Consider the following 26749-nt stretch of genomic DNA (forward strand, 5'->3'; position numbering starts at 1 on the left):
GCTTATTTGGTAGACTAATTTTATATATTTAATATATAAAAGGTTCTGTTTTGCTTAAAATATAGATACGATGGCAACGTGGCGGAATGGTTACGCAGAGGATTGCAAATCCTTGTATCCCAGTTCGATTCTGGGCGTTGCCTCCAAAAAAAATCTTGTTTTACTTTGAAAAAAAAGTAAGTTGAGTTTTTAATATTCCTCGGTAGCTCAGTTGGTAGAGCAGTTGACTGTTAATCAATTGGTCGCAGGTTCGAGTCCTGCCCGAGGAGCCAATTCAATAAAAATTTTATTTATAGATCTGTTTTAGGGTCTTGTATTATTTATTTATCCAACTTTGGAAATACCTGCGTTAGAAGCCTGTAAAGATTTACTAAACTTTAATTTTTGGTCATTATTTAATTCTGAATAAAGCTTAACTAAAAAATTATAATTTATTGTCATATGGTTTTCATTAGATCTTTCAAGATTGATCAAATATTCTGAAAAATCTTCAAAAAAATAATTAACAGGAACTTTTAGATAATTTGCTAATTGAAGTAACCTTATAGAGCTAACTCCATTAGTTCCTTTTTCATATTTTTGAATTTGTTGAAATGTAACGTTGATTGCTTTTGCAACCTTGGTTTGTGTCAAACCTAGAGCTAACCTTCTAAGCTTTAATTTATTACCCAGATGTTTGTTAAAATTATCTTCCATTAAGACCCCTCTTAAAATTTATTTTATAAATTTATATTCAACAGATTTTTACTAAATAGCGCAATAAAAAAATTTATTATTTTATATAAATTTAAGTAGCATATGGAATGAGTGTCAAGGATATAAAAAATTGATTTATCAAAATTCTTGTTGATAAATCGACAAAAATTGAGCTATAAAATCTGACTTAAAAATAATTTTGTTCGTTCACTTTTTGGATTTGCAAAGAAATCTTTAGTAGATGCTTTTTCTACAATCATTCCTTCATCCATAAAAATCATTTGGTCAGCAACTTCTTTAGCAAAACCCATTTCATGCGTAACAACTATCATTGTCATACCTTGTTTAGCTAAATTAACCATCACATCTAACACTTCTTTAATCATTTCAGGATCTAAAGCTGAAGTTGGTTCGTCAAACAACATAATTTTAGGCTCCATACAAAGTGCTCTAGCAATTGCTACTCTTTGTTGTTGACCACCAGAAAGTTGTCCTGGAAATTTTTGAGCTTGATCTAAAATTTGAACTCTTTCTAAGTGTTTTAATGCTAGCTCTTCAGCCTCTTTTTTGGGCATTTTTTTTACCCAAATGGGAGCAAGTGTACAATTATCTAAAATTGATAAATGAGGAAAAAGATTAAATTGCTGGAATACCATTCCAACTTCAGCTCTTACCTGTTCAATATTCTTAGTGTCTTCAGAAATTTCAGTTCCATCTACAATGATTGATCCTTTTTGATGTTCTTCTAATCTATTAATACATCTGATTAATGTAGATTTTCCAGAGCCAGATGGACCACAAACAACAATTTTTTGTTTTGGTTTTACTTCAAGATTTATATCTTTTAAGACTTGAAAATCACCAAACCACTTATTTACATTTGTAATTTGGATAATTGAATCTGACATAATTTATCTATCTGTTTTATATTTTAATTCTAATTTTTGACTATATTTACTCATACTATAACAAATAATCCAGAATATTATTCCAGCAAATACATATCCTTCCATTGAAAATCCTAGCCATTTTGGATTTGTTTTAGCTAAATTCAACATACCAACCACCTCTAAAAGACCTACTACAAAAATTAGTGGTGTATCTTTTACAAGTGCTAAGAATGTATTGGCTATTCCTGGGATTACTAATTTTAAAGCTTGTGGAAGAATAACAAAGATATGAAGTTTCCAATAACCCATACCAAGTGATTTAGCGGCATCATACTGGCCTCTTGGAAGTGCTTGTAGTCCTCCCCTTATAACTTCAGCTGTATAAGCTGCTTCAAATAAAGTAATCGCTACAACTACTCTAATAAGTTTATCCACATATGTTCCATCAGGCAAAAACATTGGAAACATTACAGCTGACATAAATAAAACTGTTATTAAAGGTACGCCCCTCCAAAATTCAATGAATGAAAGAGATGAATATTTAACAATGGGTAAATCAGATCTCCTACCGAGAGCCAACATCATCCCTATAGGGAAGCAAAAAATTAAAGAGAAGAAAGAAACAATAAAGGTTAAAGATAAGCCACCCCACGCACCTGTTTCAACCCACTCAAGTCCAAAAGAACCTCCTGAAATCAAATAATAAATTAAGATAAAGGAAATAATTGGTAATATAAGGGTGTAATAAAGAGAAAGATAATTTCTAAATTTAGCAGGTACAAAAAATCCAGCTGCCATAAAGGCTAATACAGCAACAAATGTTACATTAATTCTCCATTGTTCAGCATTAGGATACATTCCATACATAAATCTATTAAACCAAACTTTAATATAAACCCAGCAAGCACCGCCGCCTGTACACGCTTCTTTAGTGTCCCCTGAAATATTAGCATCAAAAATGAACCAATTTAATAATGGAGGAAGTGAAAATATTATAAGAAAAATAATACACAAACTCAAAGCAGCATTGAAATTACTTGGATTAATATTCTTATTTAAGCTATCCAAAACTTTAATACCTGAAAATTCAATTCTAATAAAATGAAGACCAATGACCCCAAAGATTAAAGGGGTAAAAAAATTAATAAACCTAGGCAAGAAAGAGGTAATATTTGTACCTAAGAAATTATTTAAACAAAAATCAAAAATACCTAAGAAAAAAAATAAAGCTCCAATAATTAGAGAAGTGTTTCTACTTAATTGGATTTTAGATTTTGGTAAATCAATATTTTTTGAATTCATTATTTTTCCTTAATCGCTATTCTTTGGTTGTACCAATTCATTAATAATGAAATTGCTATACTAATAGTTAAATATGTGGCCATTGTAATACCAACAATTTCAATTGCTTTTCCTGTTTGCATCATCGCAGTACCCGCAAAAACTAAAACTAGATCTGGGTATGCAATTGCAGCAGCTAAAGAAGAATTTTTAGTTAAATTTAAGTATTGATTAGTAGTTGGAGGTATAATTATTCTTAATGCTTGAGGCATAATTACTAATTTTAAAACTTGACTTGGTGTTAAGCCAATTGATGCAGCAGCTTCTTTTTGCCCTTTACCAATGCCCTGAATACCTGCTCTAACATTTTCTGCTATAAATGTTGCTGTATAGAGTGTTAAAGCTAAAGTTAATGCAATTAGCTCTGGTGGTATACCCATACCCCCATCAAATGTATAAGAAGATTGAGACATTTTTCTTAGCTCTGGAAAGCTGAAAGATAAATCAACACCACCAACTAAAAATGTTAAAAGCGGTAGTCCTATAAAAATAAGTAATGAAATTATTAAAACTGGTAACTGCTTACCTTCCTGTTCTTGTTTCTTTTTTGCAAATTTTACAAAAAAGAATACTAAAAAAAGCGCCACAACTAATGTTGTTAAAAAAACATCAAAATTTGTCCAAATTGGTGCTGGTGTATATAAGCCTTTGATGGTCATGAAAGATGACCCTAATATCATTGTTGCATCTTGAGGCATTGGCAGTGCTCTTAGAGCCGCAAAATACCAAAAGAAAATCTGTAATAATAATGGAACATTTCTAAAAAATTCTATGTAAAAAGAAGAAGTTTTTCTAATCAAATAATTTGGTGACAATCTAGCAACCCCAACAATTATACCTAATATTGTCGCAAGAATAATTCCGATGAAAGCAACTAATAAAGTATTAAGCAAACCAACGAGATATGCTCTGGCATAAGAATGTGATCCGTCATAATCAATTAAAGAAAATTGTATATCAAATGAAGCCTCTTGAGTTAAAAAACCAAAACCAAATTCGATACCTCTTGTGCCCATGTTCTCTTGGGCATTCATGGTAAAGAAACCAAATACTAAAACTATAAATAATAACGTTAATAGTTGAGGTAAGAATTTTTTTAATTTCATTTGAAGGATATTATAAAAAAAGGGCTAGATAAATCTAGCCCTTTATGTGTTTTATTAGATATTAATTATCTTGCTGGTGGTACGTATAATATTCCACCTTTAGTCCATAATTGGTTTGGACCTCTATCAGGTAAAATACCAGTATCAGCGATATTTCTCTTGTAGCTTTCACCGTAATTACCAACTTGTTTGATAATTCTTAAGCTCCAATCGTTATCTAAACCAAATGCTGCACCCATTTCACCTTCAGAACCAACAAGTCTTTTGATTTGTGGGTTATCAGAAGTTTTCATCATGTCAGCGTTTGAAGATGTAATACCGTATTCTTCAGCTTCGATCATTACGTTTAGAGACCATCTTACGATGTCTTCCCAAACTGCATCACCTTGACGTACAACAGGTCCTAGAGGCTCTTTAGAAATAGTCTCTGGTAACACGATGTGATCATCAGGGTTAGTCATTTTTGTTCTTTGTGCTGCTAAACCAGACTTGTCAGTTGTGTAAGTATCACATCTTCCTGAGTCATAAGCTGCAACAACTTCATCAGCTTTTTCGAAAGCTACTGGCTCATATGAAATTCCTTTTGAATTAAAGAAGTCTCTCATATTAAGTTCAGTTGTAGTTCCGATGTTAGTACATGCTGAAATTCCATTTTTGAATTGGCTCGTAGAAGTAATTCCTGAGTCTTTTCTTACCATGAAACCTTGGCCATCGTAGAAGTTTACTCCAACGAATGTTAGACCAATGTCAGCATCTCTAGAAAGTGTCCAAGTTGTGTTTCTTGATAAGATATCAATCTCACCAGAAGTTAGAGCTGTAAATCTTTCTTTAGCACTTAGTGGAGTGAACTTAACTTTGTTCGCGTCACCTAATACTGCAGCAGCAACCGCTCTACATACATCAACGTCAACACCAGTCCAATTTCCAGCTGCATCAGCATTTGAAAATCCTGGTAGACCTTGAGATACACCACATCTTACAAAACCTTTTTTCTGAGTGTTTTTAAGAGTTTTTGATTTCTTAGCTGCCATTGTTTCAGTTGAAAAAGCAACTAGAACAGCAAATACGGCAACCAAAGAAGTTAATTGTTTTACATATTTAAACATTATTATTCCTCTGTTTTATTTATTTGTTAACAAATAATTCAATAAAATTGAATTGCTGCAATTAACCATTTGGTACAACAAATAACAACCCCTATATCTGGTATTATAAAAAATAAATGTTCAACTAATTGTGGATAAAAGTAGTTTATGGTGCGCCCTGCACGACTCGAACGTGCGACCCTCGGTTTAGAAAACCGATGCTCTATCCAGCTGAGCTAAGGGCGCAAAAATACTCTAATAAACATACTTATAATACGAATTTAATTTTTAAAAAGGAATTTTTTACAAATTATCAATAAAGTTAATAACTCTAATCTACCAATAACCATGAAAAATATTAGATAATATTTGGTTAAAAAATGAAGATCATAAAAGCTGAAATCAGCTAAACCATACATCGAAGAGTTAACAGTATTCATTAATGTTAATATTGATAACTTAAAAGAATTTTCAAATTCAATATTGCTTGCAGTTAATAAAAAAGTCAAAAATAATAAAGACAAAATAAAGATTATAATTGACAAAAAGTATTTATAAATTTCATCTAGTTGAAAAAACTCTTTAGAAAATAAATGCTTATTTATATAAATATTTTTTGGTCTACTGTAGGAAAGAATTTCGTTGATAGAATATTTAAATAATGAATAAATTTTCAAAAATCTAATTCCTGAACTTGTTGAAAAAAAAGAACCCCCAATAATAACTAAAATTAAAAAAAAAAATGATAAGTTTGATGAATTATTATCAAAAGAAAGACCTATATTTGAAACGCTACTGGTTAAAGAAAGAAATAATTCAATAAAATTATTTTCAAAATTTAAAAAAACAAAAAATATTGTTGTTAATATTCCAAAATAAAAAAATAAATGAATATCTTCATTAAAAAAGTTCATATTGTGATTTTTTGTAAAAGTTAGATTATAAATTAAAAAGATACTAAAAAATGAAGTTAGCATTAAAATTGATGTTATAATTATTTGTAAATCATTAAGCAAAATACTTGATAGATAAGTAGTAGGTAGAAAACCACCAGATGAAATAATTGTCATTGCTAAGTTTAATGAATTAAATAACCTAACTCCAGATAAATTTAGAATAACAAAAATCATCAAAGTGATTAGTGAATATAATAGAAAAATTTTTAAAGATTGTTTTAATATTTCTGCTTTATTAAAAGATAGAAAATTAGTTAATGTCTTTTTAAAACTATGATCAAAAATATCTATTAAAAGTATAATAGAAAATAAGAAGTACAAACCTCCTACCCATTGTGAAGAAGATCGCCATAAAATTAGCCCTTGATCAATATGTTTAATATTATCAAAAATTGTAAAACCAGTAGAAGTAAAACCAGAAATTGACTCAAAATAAGAATCAATAAATGTTAAGTTGTAATTGCTAAAATAAAATGGAATAGAAATAATTAATGGTAATAAAAAATATCCAAAGATTATTGTTATTATTTTAGAGTAAATTGTTATTTTATTTTCTTTATTTTTATTAATTAAAGAAAAAATTATTGCTAAGAAACCTGATATTATAAAAGTATAAATATAGGTATTTAAATTAAGATAAAGATTCAAATAATAAGAATAAATTATATTAAAAAAAGAAAGGATTGCTATTAGTCCACAAAAGACACTCAAATAAATGAGTTTAATATAATTCATTTGGTTAAATAGAGCTTATACGAAACATGTTTTCAACAACATGTAAAAAATCTTTTTTTGCTAGTAATACGATTATATCTTCTTTTTTAAATACAAAATTGGATCTTGGTATAATTACTTCTTTTTCTCTTAAGACTGCTCCAATTCTTATTTCATCAGGCAAATTAGCGTTTTTTAATTCTTTATTAACTAGCTCTGAACTTTCAATAATTTCAGCTTCTATAACTTCATATTCACCATTTAAGATACTGTAGGCATTTTCAACAGTTCCTTTATGAACATGTTTTAATATGCTTGAGACTGTATTCATTCGTGGATCTATAAAGTCATCTATTTTTAAAGAAGATTGTAATAAAGCATAATTAGGTTTGTTAATTAATGCCATTGTTCTTTTTTCATTAATATCACTTTTATCATTAGTAAATTTTTCAACTAATACACTAACCATTAAATTATCTTCATCATCATTTGTAAGAGCCAAAACGGTCTGCACCTCTTCCAAATTAGCCTCCATTAGAACTTCCTCATCTAAAGCATCACCATTTATGACAATTGTATTATTTAGTTCACTTGCAATAAATTCCGCTCTTTCTTTATTTTTCTCAATAATTTTTACTCTTGCTGAATCAAAACTTTCCTCAAGGTTTTTGGCAAGATTAAATCCAATATTTCCACCTCCAATGATTAATATTTTATTTGATATTTTTTCATTATGACCAAACGCTACAAGTGTTTCTTTCATTTGAGATGCGTTTATTACTACGTAAGCTTTATCACCTTTGATTATTTTATCTGTTTTCTTAAGAATAATAAATTTATCATCTCTAACAACCCCCATAATATTAGCATCTAATTTTGGAAATTTTTTTGTAAGATCATTAAGTTTGATATTAATAATTGGGCATTTGTCGTTAATCAAAATTTCTAATAACCTAATTTTATTATCTGCAAAAGGCACATTGTCCAATGCTCCTGGGGCCTCAAGTTTTCTTTGTATAGATTTTGCAATTTCAATTTCTGGTGAAATGATAACATCGATTGGTAAATTTTCTTTATTATAAACTCTGGTAAACTTTGGATTTAAATAATCTTGAGATCTAATTCTTGCAATTTTTTTTTGTACATTAAAAATAGAAAAAGCGATCTGACATATCAACATGTTTATTTCATCATTACGCGTTACAGCTATGATCATGTCAGCTTCTGATGCATTCGCTTTTTCTAAAATCGATGGGTATGTTCCTTTTCCAACTATAGATTTTACATCTAACAAATCATCAATTTTTTGGATATCTTCACTAGACTGATCTATGATCGTTATTGAGTGACCTTGCTCACTTAAAATTTTTGCTATGGTAAAGCCTACTCTGCCAGCTCCACAAATTATAATATTCATTTAGTTTAATTCCTTGATCCCCAAGCCTTTAAGTTTTCTATGCAGGGCAGATCTTTCCATTCCAATAAAATCGGCGGTTTTTGATATATTGCCATTAAATTTTTTTAATTGTGTAGTTAAATACTCTTTTTCAAAATTTTCTCTAGCTTCTTTTAATGGTATAGATAAAGAGTTTTCTGATGGTACATTCTTGATATCAGGCGTTTTTAAGGATTCTTTAATGATATTTGAAATTTTATCAGTACTATCTGGCGAAAGTATTGCTATTCTCTCTATTAAATTTCTTAATTCTCTAACATTCCCTGGCCAATCATAATTAAGTAAATAGTTATTATTCGTATCAATACTTAGTTTTTTTAAATTATAGTTTGTTGAGATTTTTTCAGAGAAATACTCAACCAACAAAGGTATGTCGGAAACTCTATCTTTTAAAGAATCAATATTAATTTCAAATACATTTAGTCGATGATATAAATCTTCTCTAAAATTACCATTTTGTATTTCTTTTTTTATATCTTTGCTCGATGAGCATATAATTCTCACATCTACATTAATATCATGATTGCCATTAATTCTCTTAAATTTTTGATCTATTAAAACTCTTAAAATTTTAGATTGAGTATCAAGTGGGATTTCAGAAATTTCATCTATTAAAAGTATACCCTTTGATGATTTCTCTAAAGCACCATAAGTTATAGAACCATTATCTTTTTCTTCACCAAATAATTCTAATTCATATTTTTTAATATCAAGTAATGCTCCATTCAGAATAACAAAAGGACCCTTCTGTCTTTTGGATTCTTTATGTATTTTTCTTGCTATCAACTCTTTGCCAGAGCCAGTAGGTCCATTAATAAAAATTCTACTTTCAGAAACTGATATCTTATTTATTTGATCTTTTATTTTTTTAATGTTGTCGCTAACACCAATTAGTTCATAGGAATAAAAAAGTTTACTTTCAAATTCTTTATTCTTATTTATAAGATTTAAATTTTCAACAGCCCTATTAATAAAATTTAATAATCTATCTTGATTAAAAGGTTTTTCAATAAACTCAAAAGCACCTGCTTTTAAAGCTTTGATCGCCATTTCAACATTTGCATGCCCTGTAATTATTATAACTGGAATATTTTTATCCTTCGTTTTAATATGTGATAAAAGTTCTAAACCATCATTATCACCCTTGTCTAACTTAACATCTATAATTGCAACATCTGGGAGTTTTTTATCAATCTCATTTAATGCTTGATTATAGTTTGCAGCCAATCTTGTTTTATAACCAGCTTCTATAATTAGATCATTAATAATGTTTCTAATATCCGCATTATCATCAATAATTAATATTTCAGTACTCATTATTTTTTAAATATAATTTCAATTTTTGCACCATTTTCAAATGATATAAAATTTATTTTGCCATTATGATCATTTATTATTTTATTAACAATAGACAAACCTAAGCCAGTACCTTTTTTCTTTGTTGTAAAGTAAGGATTTAAAATTTCATTTATATTGTTTGCAAACATTCCAAACCCTAATCCATTATCAATAATACTAAAATTAATTTTTTCTGAATTATCATTTAAAAAAATGTCAATTTTTCCAATCAAATTAATATTATTAACCTTTTTTTCCTGAATACTTTCTATAGAGTTTTTAATCAAATTAAAGAATACTCTACTTAATTGTTCATTATCAGAATTTAATAATATATCAGATTTGCTTGCCTTAAAATCTATAATAATTTTGTCATCCAATTCATTTATTAGTTTGATATTATCTTTTATCAAAGACACTAGGTTGTTATCTTTAAGAATTGGTTTTGGCATTCTTGCAAAATCTGAAAATTCATTAACTAAATTTTCTATTTGATTAATTTGTTTTACAATAATCAATAAACTTTTAGAAAAATCTTCTTTTTCATGATCAGCTACTTTTTCTGAATATTTACTTTTTAATCTATCAATGGTTAATTGAATAGGTGTAAGGGGGTTTTTAATTTCATGAGCCAATTTTCTAGCTAAGTTTTCCCAAGCTTCATGTCTTTCTTTAATTATAAGTTTTTCTTGTTGTGATTTTAATTGATCTATCATTAAATTAAAATTTTGATTTAATAATTCCATGTCTCTATCAGTTTTAATTTCTGGTACTTTAATATCAAGATTACCTTTTCCGATATTAGAAGATGCAATAATCAAATTATTAATAGATCTAAAGAATCTTGATGAAAATCTGATAGCAATTGATATTGATAAAAATAATAATAATGAGACTATAACAAGATAAATAAATACAAATGATATCTTAATTCCTGTTTGCTTGTTTAAAACTGTGTAATAAAAATTAAGAGCTTCTTGAGATTCAAGTAAATATTGAGAAATTTTTTTATCTAAATATTTAACTATATACAAATACTTTTCATCAAAGTTTTCAAGTTTTATAATGGATGCTGTTTGATTTTTAAAAGCATTAATAATCTTAAGTGGTCTTTTATCATTTTGGACCATTTCTAAAGCATCATTTAAGGGTGGTGAATACAAAGTGTTATCTTCTAAAGTTGATAGATATAAGTTTCCATTACCGTCAATAATATGAACCTCATCCATACCTCTAATTAATTTTTGAGTATTAAGAAAACTTTTAAATTGATTAATATTTGTGTTTAAAAAATTAATACTTTTGTTTAAATCAAATGCTATTAAAATTATCTCTGATTGAGTTTTGGTTCTAACTTCCTCTGTATAACTTTTTGCAATTTCATAAGAGTTATTAACTGCTGTTGTAATTTTCTTATCCAAATATTTATCAAGAGCAAAAGAAAGAAGAAATAATGAAAATAAAGAAATTAAAATTGAAGGAATTAAAGTAAATAATGCAAAAAATGTTATATATTTTCTGTTAGCTTTAGAACCACTTACATCAACATCTATCTTTAAAGAATTTCTTACTTCTGAAAAAATCATAAAGAAAAGAAGTATTAACAATATAATATTTCCAATTAATAATAGCTGGAGATTATCATCAGATAATTTTAAAAAACTTTTATCAATAAACGTTAAAAAGGTTACAAAACCTACAAATAAAGTTATTAAAAATATCACAATGATAAATATATTTTTTTTTATAAAATCAATCATTGTGAACAAAATAATGTGTTATATATTTTTATCATGAATAGTTGCTTTATAATACTTGCTGGAGGCGAAAGTAAAAGATTTAATTCAAATATTCCAAAACCATACGTAGATTATAAAGGTAGGCCTTTATTATTGCATTCAATTGATAAAGCTAAAGTATTTAATAAGTTTAATAAAATTATTCTTGTAATAAATAAAAAACATAAAAATTATATCAAAAAACTTAATATCAAAAATATCAAAATTATTAATGGTGGTAAAACTAGAGCAGAGTCTGCTTATATAGCCTTAAAAAGTATTAAAAAAAATAATTTTAAACACGTAATAATTCATGATGCAGCAAGACCAAATTTTTCTCTAAAACTTTTAAAGAAACTAATAGATGAATTAAAAAAAAATGATTGCGTAATTCCTGCTATTCAAACAACAGATTCGATTAAGGAAAAAACTTCAAATATTGTTAAAAACTTAAAAAGAGAGGATATTTATTTAATACAAACCCCTCAAGCATTTAACTACAAAAAACTTTTTGAACTTCAAAATAATAAAAGTGAGGAAGTTACTGATGATGCCAACTTATTTGTAAGAGCTGGTAAAAAAATAAAGATTATTAAAGGCGAGCTTACCAACAATAAAATTACAATAAACAAAGATATTAAATTAAACAATTTAGTAAAATTTGGACTTGGTTTTGATGTTCACAGATTAGTTCCTAATAAAAAACTTTACTTAGGTGGAATTAAAATACCCTCATCTGTTGGTACATTAGGTCATTCAGATGGAGATCCTGTGTTACATGCAATAACTGATGCAATTCTTGGAGCTTGTTCTATGGGTGATATCGGTGAAAAATTTTCAGATAAGAATAAGAAATTTAAAAATATTAGATCTACCATTCTATTAAGTGAAATAATTAAGCAAACTGTAAAAAAAGGCTACCTAATCAATAATCTTGATATAAATATAATTACTCAAAAACCTAAAATTCAAAAATATAAAAAACAAATACTAAACTGTATTTCAAAAATTTGTAATATCTCCCCTAGTCAAATTAATATAAAAGGCAAAACAACTGAAAAGTTAGGTGTAATTGGTAAAGAAAAAGCTATAGCTTGTGAAGTAATAGCTTCTGTTATTAAAAATGATTAAATCTTTCAACTCATTATTCGTTACTATGTTTGGTCTTGGTAAAATTAGATATATGCCAGGAACATTTGGGTCACTGGCGACTGTAATTATTCTTTATTATTTATTCCACACTCTAAATATTTCACCAAATATAATTTTATTTGGATTGATAATAATATTTATTTACTCATTTTATGCTGTTTCAAGTCATATAGAAAATAGTGAAAATAAGGATCCTGGTGAAATCGTTATTGATGAATTTTTAGGTCAGTCAATTCCAATTTATCTTTATGAAATATCCCATGGAACAACGAAAGATAGCAGTGAAGCTATTCTTTATTATTCCTTATTTTTTATTCTTTTTAGATATTTTGATATCATGAAACCATTTCCAGTAAGTTTTTTTGACAAAAACTTTAAGAATAGTTTTGGTGTAATTATGGATGATATCTGTGCTGGTTTTTATGTGGTTCTAACTCTTGTGTGTTTCATGATTTTAAAAAGCTATGTTTTATAATGAAAAATATTGTAAAAAAATTAATCAAAAAAAAACTTAAAATCTCTTTAGCCGAGTCTTGCACAGGTGGAATGTTAGCTGCATCTATTACTTCTATTAGTGGTGCATCTAAAGTGTTCAACATAGGTCTCATTACCTATTCTAACCAAGCAAAAATCAATATTTTAAAAGTAAATAAAAATATTATCAAAAAATATGGTGCTGTTAGTGCTGAATGTTGTGAGGCTATGGTTAAGAATTTAGCAAAGATATCTAAAGCTCAAATAAATGTATCTGTCACAGGTATTGCAGGTCCTAATGGTGGGACTAAAAATAAACCTGTTGGACTAGTCTATATCGGGGTAAAAAGATCTAATAAATTAGTAATAACTAAAAATATTTTTAAACAAAAAACAAGAAACTCAATTCAAAAAGCATCAGTTAAAAGAGCTTTGGATATTGTTAGCTCTTTAATTTGAGCAATCTTTTACAATTTTTTTTATCCATGTATAGATTACAGGTCTAGAGTAACGTTTATGGTAAATCGTATCTTTTCGTAAAAGATCTAACCCAGGACCCAACTGATCTCTAATACATTTTTCGTCTTCTCCATCTGCAATCATTAAAAAATCTATTTCTTCTGATGAAAAATTTTCATGTTCACGAATCATGGCAGAAAATTCATTATTTAAGCAATCTTTTACTATTTCCTTTAAAACACTAACAACTTCCCACCTGTCGTATCGTTCGTGAGCAAGTGTATCTCTTCTTAAAAGATCTAAACCTGAAGAGAACTGATCTCTAATACATTTTTCGTCTTCACCATCTGCAGTCATTAAAAAAACTATTTCTTCTGATGAAAAATATTTGTGAGAATAAAGAGTTGGATCTTTTTTGTATGGAAGTGAAACTTGTTTTGAAGAAAAGTTTGAATTATTTTTTTTCTTCAGCTTTAAGATTTCAAATAAATCTTGATCAGGAACACGTGGAAAGTTTTGATACTTATTTGAGCTTTGTCTTAAATATGGTGTATTATAATCCCCCAACGCCCACCATGTAAGTCCACACTCATTACAAGCATCCATATATTTTACAATAGTATTTTTGACAAAATCTGTTCGTACATTCAAATCCACTCCACCTATGCCTTCTAAAAGTCCAGTCATTCCAAATTCAGTAACGCTTACTGGAACGTTATATTGTTCACCATATTTAATAACGCTTTTTAATGCTTTCCATCCATTTGAATATTCACTTTTATTAATTTTTTTCACAACGACTTTTGGATTATTTTCAGACTCTGGTCCTGCATTAGTTGTCAAATAATAATGAAATCCATAAATAATTTTATCTCTATCTACTGGTTTACCCATAACACCTCTCGCAGTCCAATCTCTGGCAATTAGTGATTTATTTATGCCTTCTAGAATAATCCAACGATTTGGTGAAATTTCTCGGATAGCATCAATGGCTTCTAGTGATAATTTACGCCATTTTTTTTTACCTTTAGATATCTTGTGCCATTCAGGCTCATTCATTATAGTGAAGGCAACACGATCAATTTTTTTAAATTCATTGGCAACAAGACGCCACCATTTTAAATATTCTTTTTGTAACTCTGGTGAGTCTTCTATACGTTTATATAATATTGCTTGTGGTATACCTTTTACATCCCATCCATATTTTCCAGTTCCACCGACAGGTTTATATCCTTTAAAACTTATTCCAAACGCAATATCAGGATATTTTTTTAATAATGCTTCAATTTGTATTCTAAGGTTCATAATTCTAATATCAAAACCTTTTGTGCTAAGTTTGTCGTTTGGAAAATCATTATGAGCACACAGAATAATATTTATATGTCGCCAACCATCATTTATTACTTGTTCATACTCTTCATATTTAGCTGTAGGGATATCATTATTGGTTGCACATGAAGACCATTCTCTAATTGAGTTAATACCAACATCTAAAAAAGCATCCTTAGTCATGTCTGCTTTTAAAAGATTAAATGAAAAAAATAATAATAAAAAAGTAAGTTTTATAGTCTTCAATTTCATATGGTTTCAGCTCTTTTTTGGAAAGCATCAGCAATTTTATTTAAACCAAATTCAAATGATTTTTCCATTAACAAATTTAAAAACTTATTTTTAATTTCAAAATCAACATCAAAATAAACCTCTGTCATGTTGTTATTTTCTACAAATTTCCAATTATTTTGCAAGTGCTTTAGTGGCCCATCTAAATTAGTAACATTAATCGTATCATCTTTTTTATTATATCTAACATCACTTTTATAAGTGTCACTAAAGGGACCCTTTCCAATTGTTAAATCTGCTATGATTAGGATTTGATTATTTTCTTCTTTTCTATCGTAAACTTTTGAGTCTAAACAAAAAGGGATGAATTCTGGATATTTTTCAATATCTAGAACAAATTCAATAAGTTTATCTTTTTTCTTATTTATGTTTCTTTTAACAGATGCCTTAGGCATTAATGATTGTTAATTCTATTTTGTTGAAGTTTAGCGAAATCTTCATCTGCATGGTATGAAGATCTAGTTAAAGGTGTCGATGAAACTAATAAAAATCCTTTTGATTTTGCAATAGTTTCTAACTCTTTAAATTCATCTGGGTGATAATAACGGTCTAAGGGGTGATGTCTTACAGAGGGTTGTAGGTATTGACCAATAGTTAAAAAATCTACCTCTGCTGCTTTTAGATCATCCATCACTTGAATGATCTCCTCTTTATTTTCACCTAATCCAACCATTAAACCTGATTTAGTGAAAACATTTTTATTAACTAGCTTTGCATTCTTTAAGAGTTCTAATGATGAAAAATATCTAGAGCCTGGTCTTACTTTTAAATAAAGTCTAGGCACTGTCTCAATATTATGATTAAAAACATCTGGATTAGCATCTAATACTTTTTTATAAGCATCCCCTTTTCTAAGAAAATCAGGCGTTAAAACTTCAATTGATGTATTAGGATTTTTTTTTCTTGTTTGATCAATTACCTCAAAAAAATGATTTGATCCTCCATCTTCAAGATCATCTCTATCAACAGAAGTAATTACAACATGTTTTAAATTTAATTTTTTTACAGCTTCAGCAATCTTAACAGGTTCTAATGAATCAAGTTTTCCAGGCTTGCCTGTTTTTACATCGCAAAAAGCACATGCTCTTGTGCAAGTATCACCCATTATCATAAACGTTGCATGTCTTTTACTCCAACATTCTGTGATATTTGGACAGTTAGCTTCCTGACATACGGTTACTAAATTATTATTATTAACAATTGTTTTTGTTAAAAAAAACTCTTTACTATTAACAAGCTTGGATCTTATCCAATCAGGTTTTTTTTTAATTGGATTTACTGGTTTGTTAACTTTTTCTGGGTGTCTTGGTTTAATTGTCATTCTTTTTAATTATATAGAGTGTCTCACCTTCTTTTCCAAATAAAAACTTTTCACGTAATAGTGTTTCAACATAATCTAAATCAAGATTTTCACTTAATAAAGAATTCTTGAACTCTAAATCTTTAATTTTATTTCTTAAATCTGCTTCTTCCTTTGTTAAATTTAATAAAATTTCTTTTTTTTTAAAGTATGAAAAAAGACCTCTTTCACCATCGAGTAAGTTAAAAAAGAAATAAAGTATTAAGAAAGTAGAGATTAATAAAAAATAATTTTTTTTAATTTTACTCAACATTAATGAATCTTATTCATTTTTACTTTTTTACCAAGCTGTTCTTCTATACGTAATAGTTGGTTATATTTTGCAACTCTTTCAGATCTTGCAAGAGAACCAGTTTTAATTTGATTGGAATTGGTTCCAACAGCAAGGTCGGCTATAAAAGTATCTTCACTATCTCCAGATCGATGAGATATAATTGTTTTGTAACCAATGATTTGAGCAAATTTTATAACCTCGAGTGTTTCAGAAACTGTGCCAATTTGGTTTAACTTAATAAGAATTGAATTTGATGAATTATTTAAAAAACCTTTTTTAAGTCTCTCTAAATTTGTAACATAAAGATCATCACCTACAATTTGAACATTCTTTGTAGATTTCATTAAATTGCTCCATGAAGTCCAATCATTTTCAGCGAAAGGATCTTCAATTGATTTTATCTTATATTTATTTATAATTTTTAGATATTTATTAATTGTTTGATCTACTGAAACTAATTTTTTTGAATGAATTGAATATTTTTTACTTTTAAATAGCTCATTAGCCGCAACATCTAAACAAATTGAAACATCTTTACCATTTTTAAAGCCTGCAGCTTTTATTGCTGATACAATTAAGTCTAAAGCTTTTTCATTACTATCAATCATAGGTGCAAAACCACCTTCATCGCCAACAGATGTTGACAGCTTCTTTTTTTTAATAAGTTTTCTTAAACTGCTTATTACTAAAAAACAAATTCTCATTGCTTCAGAAAAATTTTTGGCTTTATCTGGTCTGATCATAAATTCTTGGATTCTCAAACCATTGTTTGCATGAGCCCCACCATTAATAATATTCATTAGTGGATAAGGTAAACTAAAATTATTCTTAACTAAAAAAGTTTTAAATAAAGGTATTTTTTTAATTTTTGCTGATAGTTTTTTTGCAGCCATTGATACAGCAAGTATAGCGTTAGCTCCTAAATTTGTTTTTTGTCTTGTGCCATCAAGATTAATTAATATTGTATCTATACGAATTTGATCATGAATATTAATACCTTTTAGCTTTTTAGAAATTTTAGTATTAATTATATCAATTGCATTAAAAACACTTTTACCAAGATATCTTTTGTTATTTTTGTCTCTTTTTTCAAATGCTTCATACGTTCCAGTAGAGGCACCTGAAGGACAAATAGCTGATGCACTTTGATTCTTAGAATAAACTTCAGCTTCAATAGTAGGATTACCACGACTGTCAAATACTTGACGAGCTCTTATCTTTAAAATCTTACTCATCTATTTTTTAATTAAATTATCAATTTCAAATAGTTGGGATAATAGATTTTCTAATTTATCTAAAGGTACCATATTTGGTCCGTCAGACGGTGCGTTGTCTGGATCTTGATGAGTTTCAATAAATACTCCAGCAACACCTACTGCAACTGCAGCCCTTGCAAGATATTCAACAAATTCTCTTTGACCACCACTAGTTTCTCCTAACCCTCCAGGTTGTTGCACTGAATGTGTAGCATCAAAAATAACTGGATAACCATTTTTTGCCATTATAGGTAAAGATCTCATATCAGAAACAAGTGTGTTGTATCCAAAACTCGCACCTCTTTCAGTTACCAGAATATTTTCATTTCCTGAGTCTGATATTTTTTTGGTTACATTAACCATGTCCCAGGGTGCAAGAAATTGACCTTTTTTAACATTTATAATCTTTCCAGTTTTTGCTGCGGCAACCAACAAATCCGTTTGTCTGCATAAAAAAGCTGGAATTTGCAATATATCCGCATGGCTTGCAACAACTGAACATTGTTCAATATTATGAATATCAGTTAAAATTGGTACATCTAATTCTTTTTTAATTTTGTCAAAAATTGGTAAAGATTGTTCAAGACCCGCTCCTCTCTTTCCTTTTAAGCTTGTTCTATTTGCTTTATCAAAAGAGGTTTTATAAATAAAACCCATCTTAAATTTAGAGGTAATCTCTTTAATTTTTCCAGCCATATCCATGGCATGTTGCTCTGTCTCAAGTTGGCAAGGTCCAGCTATAATACAAATCTTATTATTATTAGCAATTTCAATATTTCCACAATTAACTTTTATATTTTTCATTTATATTTTTTTGCAGCTCTAATAAATGAAGAGAATAAAGGATGAGGATCTAAAGGTCTAGATTTAAATTCAGGATGAAACTGAACTCCTATAAACCAAGGGTGATTTTTGAGTTCGATAATCTCTGGAAGCTTTTTATCTGGGGATAAACCTGAAAATATTAACCCTTTCTTCTCAAATTTTTCTTTATATGAAATATCCACTTCGTATCTATGTCTATGTCTTTCTTTGATTAATCTAGATTTATAGATATCTCTAATTTTAGATTTCTCTTTTAAAATTGCATCGTAAGAACCAAGCCTCATAGTTCCACCAAGATCTTTATCTGTGCCTTTAACTTTTCCTCCACTTTTTTCCCACTCATGCATTAAGCCAATTAAGTGAACTCCTTTTTTGTCAAATTCAGAAGAGGTTGCTTTTTTAATCTTTAATTGATTCCTTGCAAACTCTATAATTGCCATTTGCATGCCATAACAAATTCCAAGAAAAGGAATTTTATTTATCCTTGCATATTTAATGGCCTCAATTTTTCCCTCTGTTCCTCTTTTACCAAAACCTCCTGGAATTAAAATTCCTGAAACATCTTTTAGTTTATCTTTAATTTGTGAAACTTTTAGTTTTTCAGAATCAATTCTTACTAAATTAACTTTAAGATTATTAGTAATACCTCCATGAGTAAGTGCTTCATCTAAAGATTTATAAGCATCTTTTAATTCAACATATTTTCCAATAATTGCAATATCAACTTGTCTCTTTGTATTTAGGGTAACTTTGGTTATTTTTTTCCATGGTACTAAGTTATTAGATCTTTTAGATTTTAGTTTAAAATGATTTAAAACCTGAACATCTAATTTTTCTTTTGCAAAACTAATTGGTGCTTCATAAATTGTTTTTACATCAACGGTTTCAATTACATTTCTAATATCAACATTACAGAACAAGGATATCTTTTTTCTGTGTTCTAAAGGGATAGGTCTTTCTGATCTGCAAATTATAATATCAGGTTGAATACCAATACTTCTTAGTTCTTTGACAGAGTGTTGAGTTGGTTTTGTTTTAATTTCGTCTGATGCTTTTAAATAAGGTACTAGTGTTAAATGAATAAATAATGAATTTTTCTTTCCAACATCGTTAGAAAATTGTCTTATAGCTTCTACAAATGGAAGGCTTTCAATATCACCTACTATGCCTCCTATTTCGCAAATTACAAAATCTTCTTTGGTAGTGTCATATTTAATAAACTCTTTAATTCTATCAGTGATGTGGGGAATAACCTGAACAGTTTTTCCAAGATACTGTCCTTTTCTTTCCTTTTTAAGAACATCGCTATAAATTTTTCCAGTTGTAATATTGTCTGTTTTCTTTGCAGTTACTCCAGAAAATCTCTCATAATGACCTAAATCTAAATCAGTTTCAGCACCATCATCTGTTACAAACACTTCCCCATGTTGAAACGGACTCATTGTTCCTGGATCTACATTTAGATATGGGTCTAATTTTCTTAAACGAACTTTGTAACCTCTAGATTGTAATAAATAAGCAAGAGATGCAGAAGAGAGACCTTTACCAAGAGAGGAAACCACGCCGCCAGTGACAAATATAAATCGCGCCATGGAATTATCTTATAGCGATTATTTGATTAATTGAAAAGACTTAATTGTTATTTTCTGGAATCGACGGTGTATCGTCAGATTTTTCCTCAATTACATCTAGTACAGAAGAAGTTGGAGTAAGCTCACTCCGAGATATAATAGTAAGTAAGAGGCTACAAACTATAAAAAGAGTCGCAACAATTGCTGTTGCTTTGCTCATGAAATTACCTGCAGATCTTGAAAGCATAAAATTATCTTGAGACATTCCAATACCTAAAGCTCCACCCTCTGATTTTTGAGTAAGTATTAAAAGAACCAAAATAAAAGCTAGTATAAGATTTACTACTAGAAGAATATTTTCCATTGCGTTTAACTATACGTTTTTTTAACTATATCAATAAATTTTTTAGCACTTTGTGATGCTCCGCCAACTAAAAAACCATCAAGATTATTAACTTTTTTAAGATTAATAATATTCTTAGGATTTACAGAGCCTCCATATAAAACTCTTTGGGGCTTATCTCTAAATTTATTCTTAATAAACTTAATTGTCTCAAAAAGATCCTTGTGAGTTGGAATGACTCCACTTCCTATAGACCAAATGGGTTCATAAGCGATAAATATGTTTGATTTGTTTTTAATATTTTTTAATCCAAAATGAATTTGTTTAGATAAAGTTGATTTTGTTTTTTTTTGTTTTTTTTCATTTAAAGTTTCACCAATACAAAAAATGACTTTTAATTTTGATTTAAGAGCACTTTTAATTTTAACATTGATAACTTTATCAGTCTCACCCTCAGCTCTATTTTCGGAATGACCAATGATTACAAATTGTGCACCAATATTTTTTAACATACGTGAATTGATAGAGCCTGTATAAGGTCCATAATCATCATCTTCATGACAATTTTGACCGCCAATACCTATTTGACAATTTTTGAATTTTTTTGAAAATGCGTCAATCAAAGTAAATGGAGGACAATAAATCAATCTACCTTTCTTGATGTCTTTTGATTTTGAAAATTTAATAACTTTATTCAATGAATTTAGCGAAGATAGGCTTCCATACATTTTCCAGTTTGCTACAAAATACATATATTTATTTGTCATAATGAAAGAATTAATCTATAGATTTATTTTAGTTCAATAAATATATAAAGCAATGATTAGTACTTTTAAAAATCTTACAAAGAAAAAAATTGGTGGCTTAGTATTAATAATTGTCATTATTATTGCATTTGGCTTTGGAGGATTTGGTGGTGGTTTTAACACCAGCAATCAAAATAATATTGCTAAGATTAATAGTACTAAAATTTCTACACAAAACTATGTTGATTATTTAAACCAATCTGGATTAAGCAATCAAGTAATAAAAAACAATATTGATAACGGTATTATTGAGGAACTTTTGTCCACATTGGTCTCAACTACATTATTGGATCTAGAGATAAATGATTTGAGTCTTTCTGTCTCCAAACAGATCATTGTAGAAAAAATTAAATCCAACAAAAATTTTATGGATGATGATGGTAATTTTCAAAGAACCTTATATGAAAAATTTTTACTAACAAACAATTCATCTGCTCCAGCTTTTGAAAGCAAATTAAAAAATAATGAATTACAAAAACAACTTTTTACTTATATTAGTGGAGGCACCAAGACACCTAATTTTTTAATAGATAAATTTTATAAAGAACAAAATAGTAAATTAGAGATTGATTTTATCGATTTAAATTTATTTTATAAAAAAAAAGATGAATTTACTGATATTGATATAAATGATTTTATTACTGAAAACTCAGATAAGCTTGTACAAGATTACATTAATTTTGAGTATGTGGATCTAAATCCTAAAAATTTGACTGGATTAAGTGAATTCAATCAAGCTTTTTTTGATAAAATTGATGCCATTGAAAATCAAGTTTCAAAAAATATTAATTTTTCACAAATTATAAAAGAGTTTAATTTAAAAGCTAATAACGTGGTTGACTATATTAATTTAGATAACAAAGAGGATATAAAAAATCTAATTTATAATTCAAGAAAAAATAAAATAGATATTATTGAATATAATGATAATTACACATTATATAATATATCTGAATTAAATTCAAAATTACCAGACAACAAAGATGAAAAATTTAGAAAACAAATCACAAATCTTTTATTTGAAAAAGAAAAATATGAATTCAATAAAAATATTTTAGATAAAATTAACAAAAAAGAATTTGATCAAAATTCCTTTTTAAAATTAGGTTCTAATAAGATTGAAAAAATTAAATTAAATTCAATAAAAGATGATAAAAAATTTGAAATCAATTCAATTAAAGTTTTATATTCTTTGCCACTTAAAACTTTTACTTTAGTTGCAGACAGCAAAAACAATATATATTTAGCTCAAACACTAGGTTTCGATATAAACAACGTTGATTTCAAGTCAAAAGAGTTTGCCAATGCATCTATTGAAGAAAGTGCTCAAAACAAAAATAGTATCTTAAAATCATATGATTTCTTTTTAAATACTAAATATGATGTTGTTGTAAATGACTCAGCTGTTGACCGAGTTAAAAATTATTTTAAATAATGCTCAATAAAAGCCTTTCTGAATTTAAGCGCCAGCACCAAAAAAAAATAAATCAAGTACTTTTTGTCTCTAGAAAGATAAATGATGACACTGAAATTTTAAATTTAATTGAAAATTTTCTTGTTGAAAAAAATAGCTTTATTTTTGAGTCAGTTGAGAAAGGAAAAATAAAAGGAAGATATACAATATTTGGTAAAAATCCTGATAAAATTTGGGAATTTAATAATGATAGATCTTATCTAATTGAAGATAAATCTAAAAAAAGAATTAAAGGTTCGCCAGATAAAATAATAGAAAAAATAATTGAAAGTTTTAATTTTAAAACACCCACCAGCCTTCCTCCTATTTGTTCTTTAATTTCTGGTTATTTTTCTTATGACTCAATTAGATATATAGAAAAAATACCTAACAAATGTAAGGATGATTTAAAATTACCAGATGTTAGATTGTTAAGGCCTCAAACTGTAATTATTCATGATAATCTAAAAAAAAAGATTTTCTACATAGTGAATGTCTTTAAAGATAAAAAAATATCAAACTATAAAAAAGTATATTTAAGGATTAAAGAAGATATTGAAAGATTATTAATGGAGTCTTCCTTTAAAAAGACTTCACCACAAAGAACATCATTTTCTAATTTTAAAGTTAAATCTAATACTTCAAAAAACAAGTTTCTAGCCATGATTACAAGGGCTAAGAAGTATATTAAGCTTGGAGATATATTTCAGGTTGTCTTAAGTCAAAGATTTGAGGCAAAACTATCTAAAAGTCCATTAGATATTTATAAAAAATTAAGAAATACAAACCCTTCTCCATTTATGTATTTTTTTAATTTTACAGATTTTCAAATAATTGGTGCGAGTCCTGAAATCTTGGTTAGACTTAGAGATAATAAGATAACTGTCAGACCAATAGCTGGCACTAGACCAAGAGGCAAAGATGTAAAAGAAGATAACTTTTTAGCAAAAGATTTATTAAATGATAAAAAGGAACTTTCAGAACATCTAATGTTATTAGATCTTGGAAGAAATGATGCGGGTAAAGTCTCTAAAATTAATTCAATTAAAGTTACAGAAAGTTTTATAATTGAAAAATATTCCCACGTTATGCATATAGTTTCAAATGTAATTGGAATATATAATAAAAAATTCAGTAAATTTAAAACCTTACTTGCTGGTTTTCCTGCTGGTACTGTTTCTGGAGCGCCTAAAATAAGAGCAATGGAAATTATTGATGAATTAGAAACATCAAAACGAAAAGTTTATGCTGGAGGCATCGGCTACTTTTCTTCGAATGGGGAATTTGACACCTGCATTGCTCTTCGAACAGCTATAGCAAAGAATGATAAATTTTATGTGCAAGCTGGTGCTGGTATAGTTGCTGATAGTAATCCAATAAAAGAATATGAAGAAACTATAAACAAAGCGAAAGCATTACTAAGCGCATTAAGATAATGAAACTTTTACTAATAGATAACTATGATAGCTTTACATTTAATCTCTATCATTATCTTTCATCATTAAAGGTAAATGTTGATGTTGTTAGAAATGATAAAATTAATGTTAAAGAAATTATCAAAAAAAAATATGATAGGATTGTAATTTCTCCTGGACCAGGTAACCCAAATCAATCTGGTAATTGTATTAATATTGTTAAATCACTTTATAAACAAGTACCAATTTTGGGTGTGTGTTTGGGACATCAAATAATTGGCCAAGTCTTTGGTTCAAAAATAATTCAAGCAAAAAAAGTAATGCATGGCAAAACTAGTAGAATAAAATCCAATCAAATTGGAATTTTAAAAAACCTACCCTTAAATTTTGAGGCGACTAGATATCATAGTTTAATTATTGATAAAAAAACTCTATCTAATCAACTTAAAATCACTGCTGAAACTAATGATGGGATTATTATGGCTATTATGCATAAAGAATACAACATTCATGGTGTTCAATTTCATCCAGAAAGTATTAAAACTAAATTAGGAATAAAAATATTAAAAAACTTTATTAATTATTAATCTATGAAACAAATTCTAGAGAAATTAAGAAAAAAACAAGATTTAACTTTTGCAGAAAGTAAATCTGCCTTTGAATTATTAATGACTGGAAAAGCTAATGAAGAAGAGATTTATAACTTTTTAACCCTGCTCTCTGAAAAAGGTGAAGTTTCAGATGAAATAGCAGGAGGTGTTTATGTCCTTAGAGAAAAATCAAAAAGAGTAAACGTTGCCGATTGTGTTGATACCTGTGGAACTGGTGGAGACGGCATGAATACTCTAAATATTTCAACTGCTTCTGCTTTATTGTTGGCCAGTATGGGTACAAAAGTAGCTAAACACGGTAATAAAGCCGTATCATCAAAATGTGGTTCTGGTGATGTTTTAGAGGCTCTTAAAATTAAAATAGATCTTGAGCCAAATGATATAGAAAAAGAGATCGATAATAATAACTTTGGTTTTATGTTTGCTCCCAATTATCACAGTGCAATGAGATTTGTTGGTCCTGTTAGAAAGAAAATTGGCAAAAGAACTATTTTTAATATGATCGGTCCATTAAGCAACCCAGCTTTAGTTGATAGACAAGTTGTTGGTGTTTTTGATAAAAAATTACTAAAGATATTTGCAGAAGGACTTCGAAATTTAAATATTAAATTTGCATGGATTGTAAACAGTGAAGATGGTTTGGATGAGATATCCCCTTATGCAAATACAAATGTAATTCAATTAAAAAATGGGGAGATATCTGAAATTACAATTGATCCAAAGTCTCTTAATGTTAATGCAGATAAATTCGATAATTTAATTGGTGATGATGCTAATTTTAATGCTAATAAAATGATTGAAATTTTTAAAGGTAAAGATAATGATTTTTCAAAAGCTGTTTGTTTAAATGCAGCTGCTGGATTAATAGTTAGTGAAAAATTTACAAACTTCCTAGATGCTTATAATTTTTCAAGAGAATTTATTTTATCTGGCAAACCCTACTCTCATTTAGAAAAAATTCGAAATGTCTGAAAATATATTAAATAATATAATTAAAAAAAAAATAGAAAGAATAGATTTATTAAAAAAATCAACTAGCTTAGATTCTTTAAATGAAATTATAGATAAAAATAACTCTTATATTAATTTTAAAGAAAAAATTGAAAATAATACAATATGTGACAAAATTTCAATAATAGCTGAAATTAAGAAAGCTAGCCCATCTGCAGGTGTAATTATAAATGATTACAATCCAGTTGAAATTGCAAAAATTTATTATGAAAATAAAGTAACTTGCTTATCAGTTCTTACAGAAGAAGATTTTTTTTTAGGAAATTTAATTCATATTAGTAAAATTAAACAACAATTTAATTTACCAATTTTATGTAAAGATTTTTTTATTGATAAATTTCAAATACCATTGGCTAAAAGTTATGGGGCTGATGCAATTTTAATTATTCTTGCAGGTGTATCAGATGATTTGGCTCATGAATTATATGAAGAAGCATTAAAATATAATATGTCAGTTATTGTTGAAGTGCACACTGTAGAAGAAGCTGAAAAATCTTTGAATTTTAAAAATGCTTTAATTGGAATTAATAATAGAAACTTAAAAACGCTAAAGACTGATATTAATACAACCTACGATATTCATAATGTACTTGCTAAACACCAAGGACCTTTAATTTCTGAAAGTGGAATTAAAACAAAAGATGAACTTTTAGATTTGAAAAATAAAACCTCTATTAAAACTTTTTTAATTGGAGAATCACTTTTAAAAAATTTGTCAGAAAATTCTATATTTTCAGTTTTAAAGTCAAATTAACCCTT

26 protein-coding genes and 3 tRNA genes are annotated in these 26749 nt (G+C 27.8%); 10 read left to right on the plus strand and 19 right to left on the minus strand.

Features of this window, described 5'->3' with window-relative positions; translation table 11 throughout:
- Positions 1–72: 72 nt before the first annotated feature.
- Positions 73–146: transfer RNA gene (locus AC5SLL_RS03305), tRNA-Cys, on the plus strand.
- 50 nt (positions 147–196) lie between these two features.
- Positions 197–272, plus strand: a tRNA-Asn gene (locus AC5SLL_RS03310).
- A 52-nt stretch (positions 273–324) separates the two neighbouring features.
- Here AC5SLL_RS03310 and AC5SLL_RS03315 read toward each other — a convergent pair.
- The 10 genes from AC5SLL_RS03315 to AC5SLL_RS03360 all read right to left on the minus strand — a co-directional run bounded on the left by AC5SLL_RS03315 (position 325) and on the right by AC5SLL_RS03360 (position 11342).
- Positions 325–696, minus strand: a complete 372-nt coding sequence (locus AC5SLL_RS03315; RefSeq protein WP_494587041.1) for a helix-turn-helix domain-containing protein — start codon at positions 694–696, stop codon at positions 325–327.
- A gap of 173 nt (positions 697–869) precedes the next feature.
- Positions 870–1604, minus strand: coding sequence for an amino acid ABC transporter ATP-binding protein (locus AC5SLL_RS03320; RefSeq protein ID WP_494573742.1), 735 nt, complete (start codon positions 1602–1604; stop codon positions 870–872).
- 3 nt (positions 1605–1607) lie between these two features.
- Positions 1608–2888 (minus strand): amino acid ABC transporter permease, encoded by a 1281-nt coding sequence (locus AC5SLL_RS03325; protein ID WP_494587042.1) that lies wholly within the window; start codon positions 2886–2888, stop codon positions 1608–1610.
- Positions 2888–4033, minus strand: coding sequence for an amino acid ABC transporter permease (locus tag AC5SLL_RS03330; protein ID WP_494580644.1), 1146 nt, complete (start codon positions 4031–4033; stop codon positions 2888–2890). The genes AC5SLL_RS03325 and AC5SLL_RS03330 overlap by 1 nt, the downstream gene beginning before the upstream one ends.
- Before the next feature lie 65 nt (positions 4034–4098).
- Complete coding sequence (locus AC5SLL_RS03335; RefSeq protein ID WP_494573745.1) at positions 4099–5139, minus strand: amino acid ABC transporter substrate-binding protein; 1041 nt, start codon at positions 5137–5139, stop codon at positions 4099–4101.
- A 148-nt stretch (positions 5140–5287) separates the two neighbouring features.
- Positions 5288–5364: transfer RNA gene (locus AC5SLL_RS03340), tRNA-Arg, on the minus strand.
- 35 nt (positions 5365–5399) lie between these two features.
- Positions 5400–6809 (minus strand): TrkH family potassium uptake protein, encoded by a 1410-nt coding sequence (locus AC5SLL_RS03345; protein ID WP_494587043.1) that lies wholly within the window; start codon positions 6807–6809, stop codon positions 5400–5402.
- Positions 6810–6813: 4 nt separating this feature from the next.
- Positions 6814–8205 (minus strand): Trk system potassium transporter TrkA, encoded by a 1392-nt coding sequence (trkA, locus tag AC5SLL_RS03350; RefSeq protein ID WP_494587044.1) that lies wholly within the window; start codon positions 8203–8205, stop codon positions 6814–6816.
- Positions 8206–9561, minus strand: coding sequence for a sigma-54-dependent transcriptional regulator (locus AC5SLL_RS03355; protein WP_494587045.1), 1356 nt, complete (start codon positions 9559–9561; stop codon positions 8206–8208). It lies immediately after the preceding gene.
- A complete protein-coding gene (locus AC5SLL_RS03360) occupies positions 9561–11342 on the minus strand; it encodes a sensor histidine kinase (RefSeq protein WP_494587046.1) in 1782 nt (593 codons plus the stop codon). The genes AC5SLL_RS03355 and AC5SLL_RS03360 overlap by 1 nt, the downstream gene beginning before the upstream one ends.
- Before the next feature lie 33 nt (positions 11343–11375).
- Between AC5SLL_RS03360 and ispD the strand changes: the two genes are divergently transcribed.
- Genes ispD through AC5SLL_RS03375 form a run of 3 tightly spaced genes read left to right on the plus strand, consistent with a single transcriptional unit; the run spans position 11376 to position 13445 of the window.
- A complete protein-coding gene (ispD, locus tag AC5SLL_RS03365) occupies positions 11376–12491 on the plus strand; it encodes a 2-C-methyl-D-erythritol 4-phosphate cytidylyltransferase (RefSeq protein ID WP_494587047.1) in 1116 nt (371 codons plus the stop codon).
- Positions 12484–12987, plus strand: coding sequence for a phosphatidylglycerophosphatase A family protein (locus AC5SLL_RS03370; protein WP_494587048.1), 504 nt, complete (start codon positions 12484–12486; stop codon positions 12985–12987). The genes ispD and AC5SLL_RS03370 overlap by 8 nt, the downstream gene beginning before the upstream one ends.
- Positions 12954–13445: a CinA family protein gene (locus AC5SLL_RS03375; protein WP_494587049.1), complete on the plus strand. Its 492-nt coding sequence runs from the start codon at positions 12954–12956 to the stop codon at positions 13443–13445. The genes AC5SLL_RS03370 and AC5SLL_RS03375 overlap by 34 nt, the downstream gene beginning before the upstream one ends.
- Here AC5SLL_RS03375 and AC5SLL_RS03380 read toward each other — a convergent pair.
- The 9 genes from AC5SLL_RS03380 to AC5SLL_RS03420 are packed head-to-tail and all read right to left on the minus strand — an operon-like array spanning position 13437 to position 21461.
- Positions 13437–15026: a glycoside hydrolase family 5 protein gene (locus AC5SLL_RS03380; RefSeq protein ID WP_494587050.1), complete on the minus strand. Its 1590-nt coding sequence runs from the start codon at positions 15024–15026 to the stop codon at positions 13437–13439. The genes AC5SLL_RS03375 and AC5SLL_RS03380 overlap by 9 nt on opposite strands.
- Entirely contained in the window at positions 15023–15460 is a 438-nt protein-coding gene (locus tag AC5SLL_RS03385) for a type II toxin-antitoxin system RatA family toxin (protein ID WP_494587051.1), read from the minus strand. Before AC5SLL_RS03385 ends, AC5SLL_RS03380 begins: the two co-directional genes overlap by 4 nt.
- Positions 15460–16386, minus strand: coding sequence for a lipoyl synthase (gene lipA, locus AC5SLL_RS03390; RefSeq protein WP_494587052.1), 927 nt, complete (start codon positions 16384–16386; stop codon positions 15460–15462). The genes AC5SLL_RS03385 and lipA overlap by 1 nt, the downstream gene beginning before the upstream one ends.
- Positions 16376–16678 (minus strand): FtsB family cell division protein, encoded by a 303-nt coding sequence (locus AC5SLL_RS03395; protein WP_271516680.1) that lies wholly within the window; start codon positions 16676–16678, stop codon positions 16376–16378. Before AC5SLL_RS03395 ends, lipA begins: the two co-directional genes overlap by 11 nt.
- Positions 16678–17934 carry a phosphopyruvate hydratase gene (gene eno / locus AC5SLL_RS03400; RefSeq protein WP_494587053.1) on the minus strand — a complete coding sequence of 419 codons (1257 nt, stop codon included), beginning with the start codon at positions 17932–17934 and terminating at the stop codon, positions 16678–16680. Before eno ends, AC5SLL_RS03395 begins: the two co-directional genes overlap by 1 nt.
- Positions 17935–18759: a 3-deoxy-8-phosphooctulonate synthase gene (gene kdsA / locus AC5SLL_RS03405; RefSeq protein WP_271516684.1), complete on the minus strand. Its 825-nt coding sequence runs from the start codon at positions 18757–18759 to the stop codon at positions 17935–17937. It abuts the gene before it with no gap.
- Entirely contained in the window at positions 18756–20372 is a 1617-nt protein-coding gene (gene pyrG / locus AC5SLL_RS03410; protein ID WP_271516687.1) for a CTP synthase, read from the minus strand. Before pyrG ends, kdsA begins: the two co-directional genes overlap by 4 nt.
- Before the next feature lie 40 nt (positions 20373–20412).
- Complete coding sequence (secG, locus tag AC5SLL_RS03415) at positions 20413–20715, minus strand: preprotein translocase subunit SecG (protein WP_271516690.1); 303 nt, start codon at positions 20713–20715, stop codon at positions 20413–20415.
- Positions 20716–20720: 5 nt separating this feature from the next.
- Positions 20721–21461 (minus strand): triose-phosphate isomerase, encoded by a 741-nt coding sequence (locus tag AC5SLL_RS03420; RefSeq protein WP_271516691.1) that lies wholly within the window; start codon positions 21459–21461, stop codon positions 20721–20723.
- 52 nt (positions 21462–21513) lie between these two features.
- On the opposite strand from AC5SLL_RS03420, the gene AC5SLL_RS03425 reads away from it, so the two are divergent.
- The 5 genes from AC5SLL_RS03425 to AC5SLL_RS03445 are packed head-to-tail and all read left to right on the plus strand — an operon-like array spanning position 21514 to position 26744.
- Entirely contained in the window at positions 21514–22935 is a 1422-nt protein-coding gene (locus AC5SLL_RS03425; RefSeq protein ID WP_494587054.1) for a SurA N-terminal domain-containing protein, read from the plus strand.
- The gene (trpE, locus tag AC5SLL_RS03430) at positions 22935–24389 is read left to right on the plus strand and encodes an anthranilate synthase component I (RefSeq protein ID WP_494587056.1); all 1455 of its coding nucleotides are present in this window, start codon (positions 22935–22937) and stop codon (positions 24387–24389) included. The genes AC5SLL_RS03425 and trpE overlap by 1 nt, the downstream gene beginning before the upstream one ends.
- The gene (locus tag AC5SLL_RS03435; protein WP_271516697.1) at positions 24389–24955 is read left to right on the plus strand and encodes an aminodeoxychorismate/anthranilate synthase component II; all 567 of its coding nucleotides are present in this window, start codon (positions 24389–24391) and stop codon (positions 24953–24955) included. Before trpE ends, AC5SLL_RS03435 begins: the two co-directional genes overlap by 1 nt.
- A 3-nt stretch (positions 24956–24958) precedes the next feature.
- Positions 24959–25951, plus strand: coding sequence for an anthranilate phosphoribosyltransferase (trpD, locus tag AC5SLL_RS03440; RefSeq protein ID WP_494587057.1), 993 nt, complete (start codon positions 24959–24961; stop codon positions 25949–25951).
- A complete protein-coding gene (locus AC5SLL_RS03445) occupies positions 25944–26744 on the plus strand; it encodes an indole-3-glycerol phosphate synthase TrpC (protein ID WP_494586101.1) in 801 nt (266 codons plus the stop codon). Before trpD ends, AC5SLL_RS03445 begins: the two co-directional genes overlap by 8 nt.
- The last annotated feature ends 5 nt before the right edge of the window (positions 26745–26749 follow it).

This window comes from Candidatus Pelagibacter sp. PS_43 (genome assembly GCF_059417795.1).

Coding starts and splice junctions, on each gene's coding strand:
- AC5SLL_RS03315 (WP_494587041.1), bottom strand. CDS start 696: ATGGAAGATAATTTTAACAAACATCTGGGTAATAAATTAAAGCTTAGA.
- AC5SLL_RS03320 (WP_494573742.1), bottom strand. CDS start 1,604: ATGTCAGATTCAATTATCCAAATTACAAATGTAAATAAGTGGTTTGGT.
- AC5SLL_RS03325 (WP_494587042.1), bottom strand. CDS start 2,888: ATGAATTCAAAAAATATTGATTTACCAAAATCTAAAATCCAATTAAGT.
- AC5SLL_RS03330 (WP_494580644.1), bottom strand. CDS start 4,033: ATGAAATTAAAAAAATTCTTACCTCAACTATTAACGTTATTATTTATA.
- AC5SLL_RS03335 (WP_494573745.1), bottom strand. CDS start 5,139: ATGTTTAAATATGTAAAACAATTAACTTCTTTGGTTGCCGTATTTGCT.
- AC5SLL_RS03345 (WP_494587043.1), bottom strand. CDS start 6,809: ATGAATTATATTAAACTCATTTATTTGAGTGTCTTTTGTGGACTAATA.
- trkA (WP_494587044.1), bottom strand. CDS start 8,205: ATGAATATTATAATTTGTGGAGCTGGCAGAGTAGGCTTTACCATAGCA.
- AC5SLL_RS03355 (WP_494587045.1), bottom strand. CDS start 9,561: ATGAGTACTGAAATATTAATTATTGATGATAATGCGGATATTAGAAAC.
- AC5SLL_RS03360 (WP_494587046.1), bottom strand. CDS start 11,342: ATGATTGATTTTATAAAAAAAAATATATTTATCATTGTGATATTTTTA.
- ispD (WP_494587047.1), top strand. CDS start 11,376: ATGAATAGTTGCTTTATAATACTTGCTGGAGGCGAAAGTAAAAGATTT.
- AC5SLL_RS03370 (WP_494587048.1), top strand. CDS start 12,484: ATGATTAAATCTTTCAACTCATTATTCGTTACTATGTTTGGTCTTGGT.
- AC5SLL_RS03380 (WP_494587050.1), bottom strand. CDS start 15,026: ATGAAATTGAAGACTATAAAACTTACTTTTTTATTATTATTTTTTTCA.
- AC5SLL_RS03385 (WP_494587051.1), bottom strand. CDS start 15,460: ATGCCTAAGGCATCTGTTAAAAGAAACATAAATAAGAAAAAAGATAAA.
- lipA (WP_494587052.1), bottom strand. CDS start 16,386: ATGACAATTAAACCAAGACACCCAGAAAAAGTTAACAAACCAGTAAAT.
- AC5SLL_RS03395 (WP_271516680.1), bottom strand. CDS start 16,678: ATGTTGAGTAAAATTAAAAAAAATTATTTTTTATTAATCTCTACTTTC.
- eno (WP_494587053.1), bottom strand. CDS start 17,934: ATGAGTAAGATTTTAAAGATAAGAGCTCGTCAAGTATTTGACAGTCGT.
- kdsA (WP_271516684.1), bottom strand. CDS start 18,759: ATGAAAAATATAAAAGTTAATTGTGGAAATATTGAAATTGCTAATAAT.
- pyrG (WP_271516687.1), bottom strand. CDS start 20,372: ATGGCGCGATTTATATTTGTCACTGGCGGCGTGGTTTCCTCTCTTGGT.
- secG (WP_271516690.1), bottom strand. CDS start 20,715: ATGGAAAATATTCTTCTAGTAGTAAATCTTATACTAGCTTTTATTTTG.
- AC5SLL_RS03420 (WP_271516691.1), bottom strand. CDS start 21,461: ATGACAAATAAATATATGTATTTTGTAGCAAACTGGAAAATGTATGGA.
- AC5SLL_RS03425 (WP_494587054.1), top strand. CDS start 21,514: ATGATTAGTACTTTTAAAAATCTTACAAAGAAAAAAATTGGTGGCTTA.
- trpE (WP_494587056.1), top strand. CDS start 22,935: ATGCTCAATAAAAGCCTTTCTGAATTTAAGCGCCAGCACCAAAAAAAA.
- AC5SLL_RS03435 (WP_271516697.1), top strand. CDS start 24,389: ATGAAACTTTTACTAATAGATAACTATGATAGCTTTACATTTAATCTC.
- trpD (WP_494587057.1), top strand. CDS start 24,959: ATGAAACAAATTCTAGAGAAATTAAGAAAAAAACAAGATTTAACTTTT.
- AC5SLL_RS03445 (WP_494586101.1), top strand. CDS start 25,944: ATGTCTGAAAATATATTAAATAATATAATTAAAAAAAAAATAGAAAGA.